This window comes from Rhodococcus sp. NPDC055024 (genome assembly GCF_053608585.1).
In genome coordinates, this window is record NZ_JBSGVT010000011.1 from 144968 (window position 1) to 156925 (window position 11958).

11 protein-coding genes are annotated in these 11958 nt (G+C 56.6%); 4 read left to right on the forward strand and 7 right to left on the reverse strand.

All coding sequences use genetic code 11. From position 1 onward, the window contains the following. Positions 1-183: 183 nt before the first annotated feature. The gene (locus ACWF6P_RS22440; protein ID WP_452622527.1) at positions 184-549 is read left to right on the forward strand and encodes a hypothetical protein; all 366 of its coding nucleotides are present in this window, start codon (positions 184-186) and stop codon (positions 547-549) included. A gap of 303 nt (positions 550-852) precedes the next feature. Here ACWF6P_RS22440 and ACWF6P_RS22445 read toward each other — a convergent pair whose 3' ends face one another. The 7 genes from ACWF6P_RS22445 to ACWF6P_RS22475 all read right to left on the reverse strand — a co-directional run bounded on the left by ACWF6P_RS22445 (position 853) and on the right by ACWF6P_RS22475 (position 8182). Next, a complete protein-coding gene (locus tag ACWF6P_RS22445; RefSeq protein WP_452622528.1) occupies positions 853-2181 on the reverse strand; it encodes a Glu/Leu/Phe/Val family dehydrogenase in 1329 nt (442 codons plus the stop codon). A gap of 103 nt (positions 2182-2284) precedes the next feature. Then, positions 2285-3187, reverse strand: a complete 903-nt coding sequence (locus tag ACWF6P_RS22450) for an ABC transporter substrate-binding protein (protein ID WP_452622529.1) — start codon at positions 3185-3187, stop codon at positions 2285-2287. After that, complete coding sequence (locus ACWF6P_RS22455; RefSeq protein ID WP_452622530.1) at positions 3184-3882, reverse strand: ABC transporter permease; 699 nt, start codon at positions 3880-3882, stop codon at positions 3184-3186. The genes ACWF6P_RS22450 and ACWF6P_RS22455 overlap by 4 nt, the downstream gene beginning before the upstream one ends. Beyond that, positions 3879-4526 carry an ABC transporter permease gene (locus ACWF6P_RS22460; RefSeq protein WP_452622531.1) on the reverse strand — a complete coding sequence of 216 codons (648 nt, stop codon included), beginning with the start codon at positions 4524-4526 and terminating at the stop codon, positions 3879-3881. Before ACWF6P_RS22460 ends, ACWF6P_RS22455 begins: the two co-directional genes overlap by 4 nt. Then, positions 4523-5587, reverse strand: a complete 1065-nt coding sequence (locus tag ACWF6P_RS22465) for an ABC transporter ATP-binding protein (RefSeq protein ID WP_452622532.1) — start codon at positions 5585-5587, stop codon at positions 4523-4525. Before ACWF6P_RS22465 ends, ACWF6P_RS22460 begins: the two co-directional genes overlap by 4 nt. Then, the gene (locus ACWF6P_RS22470; RefSeq protein ID WP_452622533.1) at positions 5584-6543 is read right to left on the reverse strand and encodes an arginase family protein; all 960 of its coding nucleotides are present in this window, start codon (positions 6541-6543) and stop codon (positions 5584-5586) included. The genes ACWF6P_RS22465 and ACWF6P_RS22470 overlap by 4 nt, the downstream gene beginning before the upstream one ends. A gap of 4 nt (positions 6544-6547) precedes the next feature. Next, positions 6548-8182: a urocanate hydratase gene (locus ACWF6P_RS22475; RefSeq protein WP_452622534.1), complete on the reverse strand. Its 1635-nt coding sequence runs from the start codon at positions 8180-8182 to the stop codon at positions 6548-6550. Between the two features lie 110 nt (positions 8183-8292). Here ACWF6P_RS22475 and hutI point away from each other — a divergent pair, with 110 nt between their 5' ends. The 3 genes from hutI to ACWF6P_RS22490 all read left to right on the forward strand — a co-directional run bounded on the left by hutI (position 8293) and on the right by ACWF6P_RS22490 (position 11792). Beyond that, on the forward strand, positions 8293-9591 hold the full coding sequence (gene hutI / locus ACWF6P_RS22480) for an imidazolonepropionase (RefSeq protein ID WP_452622535.1): 1299 nt from the start codon (positions 8293-8295) through the stop codon (positions 9589-9591). Further along, positions 9584-11017 carry an aromatic amino acid lyase gene (locus ACWF6P_RS22485; RefSeq protein WP_452622536.1) on the forward strand — a complete coding sequence of 478 codons (1434 nt, stop codon included), beginning with the start codon at positions 9584-9586 and terminating at the stop codon, positions 11015-11017. Before hutI ends, ACWF6P_RS22485 begins: the two co-directional genes overlap by 8 nt. A 61-nt stretch (positions 11018-11078) precedes the next feature. After that, positions 11079-11792 carry an IclR family transcriptional regulator gene (locus tag ACWF6P_RS22490; protein WP_452622537.1) on the forward strand — a complete coding sequence of 238 codons (714 nt, stop codon included), beginning with the start codon at positions 11079-11081 and terminating at the stop codon, positions 11790-11792. Positions 11793-11958 lie beyond the last annotated feature (166 nt).

The window sequence follows — 11958 nt, forward strand, 5'->3', positions numbered from 1 at the left end:
AAATGCGCATTGTTCACATGCCCCGATACAAATCCGTCCGATATCCCACCGAATCGTGTTGCATTGTTGCGCGACGCGAAAACAGACCCCTCACATTCTTCCATGTGACAGCCAAGTTGAAATATAATCAATCGACACGGTTTCGTTTCTCGGCGCAGTGCCCAACAAGGAGTTGACAAGAACGTGAAAAAATACAACACCAAGATGCAAAAGGCTAGTTTAGAGGCCCTCCCTTCCGACGCTCACGGTCTCATTTCCAAAAAAACAGCCGAGCTGGATGGCGTGAGCGTGACTCAGGTAACATTCAGAGAAGGGGCTCGGTGGTCGAATGATCTGAAGCAGTACGCGGGTACTGATCTCTGCGAGTTACCTCATGTCGCATTGGTTATCGCCGGGACACTTGGTGTGGAGATGACCGATGGTCAGTACGCGGAATTTTCTGCCGGTGATGTGATGCTGTTACCGCCGGGTCACGACGCTTGGTCCGTTGGGGATGTTCCTTGTACATTCGTGGAGTTTTCTCGCGGCAGCGACTACTACTCAGATTGACCTGTCGCCACGGCGACGAATTTCTTCTCTGATAGAAGAAATTGCGCGAATGACTGGCCGCGCGGACATCTCGAATTCTGCGCGGCCAGCTTGTGATTCCCAGCGAGAAATGGCGTGTTTAACAGGCAGCCCATTGAAGACGGTGTGAGAGAATTTTCTGGAGACATCAAGGAAGCCATTCATCGACCCTCGCACCCCCGTTCAAAATTTGGGCGCTATCATAATTGCTGATTCGATGCGCACAGAGGGAGCGCATGGAAGACTCCCTCGCAACCGAACGCCTCACACATAGTGCGCTAGGGGCTAGGGGTAGAGACCGCGCTGCAGATGCGCGGCAGCAACCCGCTCAACCGCCATCGCTGTTGCTGCGGTGCGCAGTGTCAGTCCCATCCTTCGCGAATAGTTACGAACATCGTTCCATCCTCGCAGCATGCGTTCTTCAAGTCGAGCCTCTACCTCACGTTCACTCCACCAATAAGCTTGATTAGCTTGAACCCATTCAAAGTATGAGACGATCACACCGCCCGCATTCGCAAGAATGTCTGGAACTACAGTGATTCCGTTGCGGTTCATGATTTCGTCGGCGTCTGCAGTAGTTGGTCCATTTGCACCTTCTACAACAATTCTTGCCTTAATTCGTTCGGCATTGTCGGCTGTTATTACCCCCTCGACCGCTGCCGGCACAAGAAGATCGACTTCCAACTCCAGGAGAGCGGAGCCTTCGATCTCGTCCCCTCCCGGAAAGCCCTTGACAGTACCTGCGGAACGGACGTGTTGCTCGAGTACAGATATGTCCAGTCCGTTGGTGTTGAGCACTGATGCATATTGGTCAGAGACCGCTACGACCTTGATCCCCGACTGTTCAAAGAATCGCGCTGCGGCGGCTCCAACTTTACCGAAGCCCTGTACCGCTGCGGTAGCACCCTGTACAGCGATATCCTGGTTGGCCATCGCGGCCAGCGCGACGTGTACGATACCGCGCGACGTAGAATCGGCTCGTCCAAGAGATCCGCCCAGCGCGAGAGGCTTTCCGGTAACCGATCCCAGCACAGTGTGCCCCCGACTCACCGAATACGTGTCCATCATCCATGCCATTGTTTGCTGATCCGTCCCGATATCCGGGGCAGGTATATCTTGTTCCGGGCCTATGATCGGGAGTATTTCGGACGTGTATCGGCGGGTGACACGTTCGAGCTCACCCTTCGAATACTGGCGCGGATCAATTCTAATGCCACCTTTGGCGCCGCCATAGGGGACGTCAACGAGTGCACATTTCCATGTCATCCACATCGCGAGCGCACGGACCTCGTCCAGATGCACGTCAGGAGCGAACCGTAGTCCTCCCTTTGACGGACCGCGCGAAAAGTTGTGCTGAACTCGGTGACCAATAAACAAGTCCTGACTTCCGTCGTCTCGACGGAGCGGGATGGAAACAGTGATTTCCCTACGCGGGTGTGAAAGCATAGCGAGCATCCCTGCGTCGAGACCTAAAACCTGTGCCGCAAGAGCCAACTGCGAACGAGCTTCGTCCAACGGTTTGGAATGAAAGATACCGCTGCGAGTTAATGACGTCACGATTTGCGCTACTTTCCATAGTGTTAGAAAGATCGAAATATAGCCATACGTCTGCAAGCATCGTCACTTGCCAATAACGATACGCCGAAAAAAATCGGCGATTCGTCAAGATAAGATAGTTAACCGATGCGAGATAAACTATAAATTGAAGAAAAAATCCTCACAGATTGTTTTCTTTCACGAAATCTTGGGCTACCCGAGCAGCTTCTTCTTTGTCCACCTCCACGCGACGGTTCATCTCGATTAAGCTGTCCGTAGTCAGCACGGCAGAAACTCTGTTCAAGACGTCTTGAAGCTCAGGAGTTAGTTTGTCGGATCTAACAAGGGGAACGATGTTCTCGGCCACAGCCATCGACTTGGGGTCTTCAAGCGCTACGAATCCGTTTTCGGAAATTGCAGACTGAGTTGTGAACATAAATGCCGCGTCGAGATTGCCGGACTTGAGACCACTGACGGTGAGGGGGCCTCCGAGGTCGACTGCTTTGAAATCCTTGAACTCGACAGAATAGAGATCTCGAAGACCTAGGACACCAGCTCGACGTTCTGCTGTTTCGGGGGGACCTCCGAGAACCATACGGGGAGCAACATCGGAGAGGTCAGCCAGACTGCGAAGTCCATATTTTTCTGCGGTATCTCGAGTTACTACAACGGTGTCTTTGTCCTCGGCGCCGGATTTATCCAAGATTCTTAATGAATCTGGAATTGAAGTTACCAGTTTCGAGTAAATGGAATCGGATGTGAAGATGTCTGTCGCAGATGGGTCCACATACGCAAGTAACGCACCCGTATACTCCGGAATAATATCGATGGATCCATCTTCAAGCGCAGGGATGTACAATTCGCGGCTGCCGATATTTGGTTTGACGGTAGTCTTGAATCCTGCATTTGCTAGTGCTGTCGAATATATGTGGGCCAGCAGTGTGCTTTCAGAGAAGTTCGCAGATCCGATCGAGATGGTGTTCGGGTCTGAATTTCCCCCGCCGCTCAAGCTGGAACCACTTCCGCAGCCAGTGATTCCCAGAACGAGAGAGGCAGACACCAGGGCGAGCATTATCTTCTTCATTGGACACCTTTCGATTTTTCTGCGAAACGGGATTTCGAGCTCGATAGCGACGGTGATCGCGTGCGGCTTCGCCGGTTGACGATTCCGAACAACATGTCGCAGAGGATTGCCAGAAGCGCGATGAGCACGGCCCCGCCCGCCATTTGGCCGTAATCTCGGAGCGCGAGTCCATCGATCAAGAACCGTCCTAGCCCTCCCAAGCCGATATAGGCAGCAACTGTCGCAGTGGAGACGACCTGCAAGGTGGCGGACCTGACACCGCTGAGGATGACGGTGAACGCAATGGGCAGTTCGATCGTCAACAGGATCTTCCATTCCGGAACACCCATTCCGCGGGCGGCATCCACGACAACGGGGGAAACATTCCGAACACCCGCATACGTAGCGGTCAGCATCGGCGGTAGCGCCAGCACGACGAGCACGATGATCGCCGGCCCAAGTCCAAGCCCCATCAACAGCACCATCAGAACGAGCAAGCCCAGCGTAGGAAGAGCGCGGGATGCATTAGTGGCATTGATGGCCAGCCAAACTCCGCGACGCGTGTGACCTATCAGTGCGCCCAACGGAACCGCGATCGCAAAGGCAATCAGCACGACAATGGCCGTGTATGTCAGATGTTCGACAAGTCTCGCCCCGATTCCGGATTGTCCAGACCATGAGCTCGTCAGAAATGACCAAGTCTGCTCGAGAATCATCGCTGCTCACCTGCCTTGACCCACGGCGTAAGTATCCGTTCGATGAACACAAGAATGAAGTCAATTGCAATGGCTAGGGATACGCTGAGAATGATCCCCCAGAAGATGGGGATCAGATAGTTTCGTTGGAACCCGTCTGTGAACAGGTCCCCCAGACCTCCCACCCCGATCAGCGCACCGATGCTCACGAGGCTCACGTTGGATACGGCCGCGACGCGCAGATTCGCGCCGATGATTGGAATCGCCATGGGTAGTTCGACTCCAATCAAGCACCGAATTTTGCTGTATCCCATAGCTTCTGCTGCTTGCAGGGTTTCGTCGGGCACAGAGAGCAGAGCCTCGATCACTCCCCCGTAGAGCATGGAAAATGTATAGATCGTCAAAGCCACGACAATGTTCATCGGGTCGAGGATCTTCGTGCCCAGGATGATGGGGATGAAGATGAAGAGCGTCAGCGACGGAATGGTGTAAAGAACCCCGCTCACAGGCAGCGTCAACGATTTCAGTCTAGGTCGGTGTGCGGCCACCGATCCCGCGAGCACCGCTAGAATCAGGCCGATCAATGTCGCTGACGCTGCGATCGTGAGATGCAGAATCGTCAAAGACTTGACCCGGTCCGCGTTATCTATGATCCAGTCGATCATTTCGTTGATCCCGGGCGATGACTACTCGCGATGTCTTGCATTCCGATCTGCCCCTGGACATGCCCGTTCCGATCAACGCAAATCGCATGTCCGGATGGGCTTGTCAGGACGGCATCGAGAACTGTACGCAGGCTCGCTCCCTCCGTGAACGATCCACTAGTCGACTGAGTCGGGTTCGCCCGATCTGGGACATAGTCCTCGACCCAACGCAGAAAGGCTCCGTCCCGGGCGACGAGCGCGCACCACCCGGTCTCCGCATGGTGTTGATCTACGGTGATGGACCGCACGGCCCGCAGCGGCAGGTCCTCCGAAGTCAGAAACGACAGACCGCGGTACCCTCGGTCTTGGCCGACAAATCCGGATACGAATTCGTTGGCAGGGTTGGCCAGTATCTTTTCAGGTGTGTCGAATTGGGCTAGGTGCCCTCCGCGTTCGAAGACGGCAATGCGATCGCCGAGCTTGATTGCTTCGTCGATGTCGTGAGTGACGAAGACGATCGTCGTTCCCAGTTCACGCCCTAAGCGCATGAATTCGTCTTGCAGCTCACTGCGCACTACCGGGTCGAGCGCCGAAAATGGTTCGTCCATCAGAAGAACGCGAGGCTCTGCGGCCAATGCTCTGGCTACTCCAACGCGTTGTTGCTGACCACCGGAGAGTTGAGCGGGAAACTTGGCGGCCATTTCAGTGGAAAGGCCGACCGTCGTGAGGAGTTCGAGTGCTCGTGCTTCAGCTCGTTTGCGAGGAACACCATTGAGTCGCGGCACCGTCATCACGTTCTGTACGACCGTCCGGTGTGGAAACAGCCCTGCATTTTGAATGACGTACCCGATGCTCCGCCGTAGTGCGCCCTTGTCCAACGTCGTTGAATTCACCCCGTCGATCCAGATCGTTCCATCGCTCGGTTCGATCATCCGATTGATCATGCGTAGGCTTGTGGTCTTTCCACATCCACTCGGTCCGACGAAGACTGTTGTTTTGCCCGTTGGGATTTCGAGATTGAGACGTTGGACGGCGAGCGTTCCGTCCGGATATCGCTTCTCGACGTTTCGAAACTCGATCATGAGTCCTCGCTTTCCTTCCGTGCAGCGTTGCCGATCAACGAGATCAAGAGTCGACCGAGGGTCAAAGAAGTCATGTCCCGCAAGTCCAGGGAGGGGAAATGTTCGACGACGTCGATTCCCGCCAGACCGAATCGTCTGCCGACTTCGTTCAGGATCTCGCTCGCCTGTCGGAAATCTAGGCCACCGGGAAGCGGACAGCTTGTTCCAGGGGCAATCGTCGGGTCCAGGCCGTCGACGTCGAAGGTGACGAACCAAGGTAGATCTGCGTTCATCGCGCTGAAAACGACCTCGGCGCCCTGTCTGTGCACCTCGTCTGCAGTGATGATGACGTTCCCGGCACGCCGTGCATCTACTACGTCGTCGCCGCGAGCGCTGCCTGTCGCACGCGACCCTACCTGCACGATCTGACCGACCCAGGGCATTTCGGCCATCCGTCGTATGGGACTTGAGTACCCGTCCTTGACACCGTTGACGTTGTCGCGAAAGTCGATGTGCGCATCGATTTGGAGGACGTTGATCACGGGATTTTCGGATTCGTACGCCCGTGCGCAGATGATGGGCACCGAGTCGTCTCCACCCAAGATTATGGGGATTGTTCCGCGCTGGAGCATGCTCTTGACGACCTCCGTCGCCGCGACGCTGCTTCCATGCAGATCTCGTGGATCTGCATCTACATCTCCGACGTCGACTAGGGTGCAATTGGTCTCACCGAAAAGCGTTCCGCCTAAATCGAAGTCATGCCGGTCCGCATGCCCAGCGAACCTTGCGTTCACCCGCTCTCGAAAGATCCGCGGCGCGTTCGCGGCATCCGAATGGACGCCACTCATCTGATATGGAGAGCCGTGAGGTATCCCGACAACGGCGAAGGTTGCATCAAGCTTGTCGATGTCGTCTATAACTGCCGATCCGAGAAACGGCGACGTTGGGCGGATGAGCGATCCAGTTATGGCGTCCATGCGCTCAGATCTCCACTGCGTGAATGCCACTGGCCGGCAGGTAGGCAGCGGCTTCGGGCACGCCTGCGGAGATGTGTCTGATGACTCCGATCGCTGGATCGTTCTCGAAGCAGACACGCGCGCGATCAGCTGAGGACTCGGTCCCGTCGAGGACAACCGTCATACCTGCCGATGCTGAGCCTCCGATGATGCCGGCATTCTGGTGAATCGCTACTACATCCGCGCCACCGGCCACATTGAGCATCGCATTGAGGTAGGGCCAGTCCGCGACCTCGTCGGAGCCGTCGGGCATGGCCTCGGTTTCTCTCGTCGGGTACGCACATGACCCCGAGTCGAGGTGGTCACGGGTGATAGCGACAGGACCTGCCAATGCTCCGGCGGCAACCAAGTCGTTGATTGCAAGTGCCATGCGTTGACGCTGTCCGTGGCCCAGCCAACAGATGCGCGCAGGGAGACCTTCCACCGGCGTTTCTTCTGACGCCTTCGCCAGCCAAGTACTCAGCTTTTGATCGTCGGGGAAGAGCTGTAGGGCAGTTCGATCGAGCAAGTCACGATCCTCGGTGCTACCACTCAAACAGACCCACCGGAAGGGGCCCCGGCCAACCGCGAACGAGGGACGGATGAACTCAGGAACGAATCCCGGAATGGACGATGCTTGAGTGCACCCGATGCGTACTGCTGCATGTCGGAGATCATTTCCGTATTCGAAGACCACAGTTCCGCGATCACGCATCGCCAACAGTGATTCGACATGGCGCTTCAATGTCTCCTCCGAGCGTGCGAGATATAAATCTGGCGATGCGACTCGAAGGGTGTCTGCCTCGGCGAAGGTAACCCCACTCGGCACATATCCACGCAACAGATCGTGAGCACTCGTTTGGTCCGTCGCAATGTCCGGTAGCCACCCGTTCGACAGCAGGGTTTCGGCTACGTCAGCCGCATTCGCGATAACAACCACCGCAGCTGCTGCCCCTTGTTCTGCAAGTTCTCGGACACGGTGCCACGCGCTGGGTATGTCGTGGAGAACTTCATCGACTGCGCCCGATTCCAAACGCGCCTTTGCTCGAGACTCGTCCACTTCGGCGATCAGAGCCACTCCACCGTTCATTCGAACAGCACGCCCTTGCGCTTGGCCCATACCCCCGATTCCCGCCGTCAGTACGACACGACCCTGAAGTGAACCATCGAAGTACTTGGTCGCAACTGCCGCGAAGGTTTCGTAGGTTCCCTGCACGATGCCCTGTCCACCGATGTACGCCCAACTGCCCGCGGTGTACTGACCGTGCATCGTGAGCCCCGCGTCACTGAGCTCAAAGAACCGCTGTGCGGTGGCCGAACGCGGCACCAAGTTCGCATTTGCGATGAGCACGGTCGGGCTCGAGGCGTTGGTTCGCATCACTGCTACGGGGCGGCCGGACTGCACGATCAGCGTCTCGTCATCTCGAAGCTGCTTCAACTCACGCACTATCGCGTGAAAGCTCGGCCAGTCGCGAGCGGCTTTACCGATGCCGCCGTAAATCACCAACTCATCGGGGCGTTCGGCGTTTGCCAGGGTGTTCTCCAGCATCCGCAGTACACCCTCCTGCCGCCATCCGTTGCACCTGAGCGCCGAGCCTGTAGCCGAGACAATGCGTTCCACTTTCAACCTCCGTTTGCCATCTTGTGGAAATGAAAGTTACCACCATACGGAAGTCGGGGGTACCCTCAATTTCAAGAAACTTGAATCCAGAACGAACGGAGATCGGCTCAGTGCCTACACAGGGAATCGACTTGCTGGTGATCAACGCGGCTGAGCTCGTCACCGCAGACACACCCCACGATGCGCCGGCACGAGGCGCGAACTTGAATGATCTGCAGATCATCACCGATGGCGCCATAGCCATTGACGGAGGCCGCATCCTCGCCGTAGGAACGACGGACGAACTGACTGCCCAGTTCACTGCGCAGGAAGTCGTCGACGCGTCCGGATGTTTGGTCTCCCCAAGTTTTATCGACGCGCACACGCACCTGCTGTACGGCGGTACTCGCCATATCGAGTGGGAAGGCAAAGTCCGCGAGCAAGCCACGCCGAACATCGATACAGGAATCCGAACGACGATCGACGCCACGAGAGCAGCCACCGACGAGCAGTTACTGCGCCAGGCTCGCAACGACTTGGACCAGATGCTGAGCCAGGGAACAACAGTCGTCGAAGTAAAGAGCGGCTACGGGCTTGACGTCGACACCGAACTGCGGCTACTGCGCCTCGCGCGAGAACTCGACCACCCCGTTCAGATTCTTTCAACCTATCTTGGCGCGCATACAGTTCCCGGCGAATATCTCCATGATCGCGGCGGATACGTCGACAGCGTAGTCAAGACGCTTCCTGAGGCTGCCAAACTGGCTGACTACTGCGATATCGCGTGCGATCCGATTTCATTCACAGAAGCTGAGTGCCGCGTCATCGCACAAGCTGCTCGCGATCTGGGTTTTCCGTTGCGATTCCATGCGGACCAAACCGGCGACGCCGGCGGTACCGATCTTGCGGTGGAGTTCGGAGCAATTTCGGTTGACCACCTGGATGCGACAAGCGATGCTGCGTTGGCGAACCTCGCGAAAAGTTCGACCATCGGCGTCGTATTCCCCGGAGCAAACTTTCACATGCTGGACATGACGGACTCGCTCAACGAAAATGGCAGGCCTGCAAAAGATCTCGCCGCGTGGGCCCACCGCATAATTCAGTCAGGTGCAGCAATCGCGATGTCGACAGACTTCAATCCCGGGACAGCTCCATCCACGTCGATGCAGACCGTAATGCAGCTGGCCGCGCGCCTGTACAGGTGGTCGTTTGCACAGATCTGGCTCATGACCACGATCAATGCGGCCGCGGCTGTGCAAATGGAACATGAGATCGGAAGCTTGCGGGTGGGGAAACGCGCAGACTTCATCGTCTGGTCGGTTCCCACCCACGGCGAGGTGATCTATCGCTTCGGCTCCAACCTCGCGCGCGAGGTTTTCCGAAACGGAATCAAGGTTGCAGACAGAGGGCGGGTCGTCACAAGTGTCTGATGATGTCAAAGATACGGTCCTGCTGACCGGTGAAGGTCTAACGCTCGTCGCGCTCGAGCGGCTAGCTGAACGCCGAACCCAAGCGCGATACGACGAGAACACACGACGTCGAATCAAAAAGGCACAGAACGCTTTGCTGCGGGTATCGCGATCTCGCCCTATTTACGGTCTCTCGACTGGAGTCGGAGCAAAACGATTCATCTCGGTCGGACGTGACACGAATTCTTGCCTACAACTGTGGCGCAGTCACGCACTGAATGTCGGTGCTCCAGTCGATATTCGGCGAACACGCGCCATGCTCGCAATCCGGGCAAACCAGATCGCGAAGGGTGGAGCCGGAGTCAGTGTGGAACTTGCCGACGCACTACTCGCGGTGCTGCTTGCCGATGAACTGCCCGCAGTCACCTACGGTGCGTCCTTGGGCACGGCCGACCTCGCAGCTCTCTCTACGACGGCTCTTTACTTGGTCGGAGAGCGGGGAACGCAACTGTCCTCAGTCAATCTGAATACCTTCAATCCAAATGACGCACTACCGTTCATGAGCTCGAGTGCGCTCACGCTGGCCGACGCGGCAATTACCCTGCAGGACATGCGACGATCGATCAACGCCGCTATCTGGCTGTCCACTATTCTGTTCACTGAGCTCGGAGGAAACGCCGAGCATATCTCGGCAGACGGACTCCAAGGGCAGACGCGAGGGGTCCAAGAGGTTGCGGCGTCGATACGCGACTCCAAGTCCGACAGGGAAAGTAGCGCCACCAGGATTCAAGATCCGTTCTGTCTCAGACTCATGCCTCAGTCCCTCGGCACTGTTGTCGATGCATGGCGCGAGACCGAAGGCGCCGTCGTACGTGGAGTCAACGGTGCGCACGAGAACCCCCTACTGACAGAGGACCCCGTCGATGTGCGGCACGTCGGCAATTTCTACATGATCGAACTGGCACTCGCAGCCGAGAAGTTGTGCTCAGCACTTGCCCACGAAGGCAGTCTGTTGCTCAACAGGATCAGTTTGTCCATGGACGGTCGGTATACAGGTGTCGACGACTACCTCACTGACGGAACACCGGGAGCAAGCGGAGCCATGATGCTCGAGTACAGCGCCGCATCGTCGCTGGCGGAAATCCGAACCACTTGCAACTCGACCGCCTCCTACGGCATTCATATTTCTCAAGGGGCTGAAGAACATGCACCGTTCACCCCGCTTGCCATCCGAAGGCTCTCAGCAGCACACCAGGCGTACACAAACATGGCAGCCTGTCTGCTGGTTGCGATTTCACGCCTTTTGGCGTTGAAAGATCCGACATCTTCCCCGACTATGACTGCCATGATTCCCTCAAGTTCCGGGCTGTCCGACCGAAACTTGACACCTGATATCCGTGAAGCCATTCGGATTGTGTCTCACCTGGCAGTCCCAACTCTGGTCTAATTTCGAGCAAATGCCACAATATGGAAGGTTGATTGCCACATAGTGACCGTCAGGAGATTAGATGGACAACGATGATTCCGGACCACGCGGAACGCGCGCTGTCGATCGCGCATTCACCCTACTGTCTCACGTAGCGGATGAAGGGCCTGTTTCACTATCAGAACTTGCCCGAAATCAGGGATTACCCGTAAGCACAACCAAACGCCTTTTGGGGGCAATGGAACAGCACGGATACATCTACCGCGATGACGACGGTCACTATGTAGCGGGAAGGAGACTCGCTCCACCCCAGGACCATCGGCATCCCCGTCCGGATCTCGTTGCAGAGTCCGGTAAGGCACTTCAGAGCTTGACTGACGAAACAATGGAGTCAAGCTACCTCGGAGTGATGGGCGGCGCAGGCGACGTGATCTATGTGCGGCAGGTTGAAAGCCCCTTGGACATCAGGCACGTGGGATGGGTAGGACGTAGCGTTCCCCTTGCCAGCTCCGCTGCCGGAAACGCACTTCTCGGGCGTCTCGGACCAGACGGATATTCGGTTAAGCGGGCAACGCTAACCGAGGGCGCCACAGCGGTTGCGGCGCCCGTACGCGACAGCTCGGGCAGAATAGTCGGATCCCTCAGCATTGTCGGTCCATCATTTCGATTGCAAGAAAAAAAGATTGAACAATATGGCAAAGCAACGAAGAATCATGCAGACGCACTGTCGCAGCGCCTCGGAGCGCGTATCTCAGAGGTCGACCACACTGTCTCTCAATCGGCGGATTTTCCCTAGTCACGGCACCAATGATTCTCTAGCAAGCCATATGACGTCTCAAGTAACGATGCGACTCTCCATGGGCCTTAAGCCCCGAAGAGACCCTAGTGACCCTCCAGATCACCAGTACCCTTGGAGGCGCGGCAGCTTTCCAATACGCCTTCCACCATTGAACGCGCAAAGG

What these genes read in the sequence shown, in the direction of transcription:
- ACWF6P_RS22450 (WP_452622529.1), bottom strand. Translation starts at nt 3,187, where the DNA reads ATGAAGAAGATAATGCTCGCCCTGGTGTCTGCCTCTCTCGTTCTGGGA.
- ACWF6P_RS22455 (WP_452622530.1), bottom strand. Translation starts at nt 3,882, where the DNA reads ATGATTCTCGAGCAGACTTGGTCATTTCTGACGAGCTCATGGTCTGGA.
- ACWF6P_RS22460 (WP_452622531.1), bottom strand. Translation starts at nt 4,526, where the DNA reads ATGATCGACTGGATCATAGATAACGCGGACCGGGTCAAGTCTTTGACG.
- ACWF6P_RS22465 (WP_452622532.1), bottom strand. Translation starts at nt 5,587, where the DNA reads ATGATCGAGTTTCGAAACGTCGAGAAGCGATATCCGGACGGAACGCTC.
- ACWF6P_RS22470 (WP_452622533.1), bottom strand. Translation starts at nt 6,543, where the DNA reads ATGGACGCCATAACTGGATCGCTCATCCGCCCAACGTCGCCGTTTCTC.
- ACWF6P_RS22490 (WP_452622537.1), top strand. Translation starts at nt 11,079, where the DNA reads ATGGACAACGATGATTCCGGACCACGCGGAACGCGCGCTGTCGATCGC.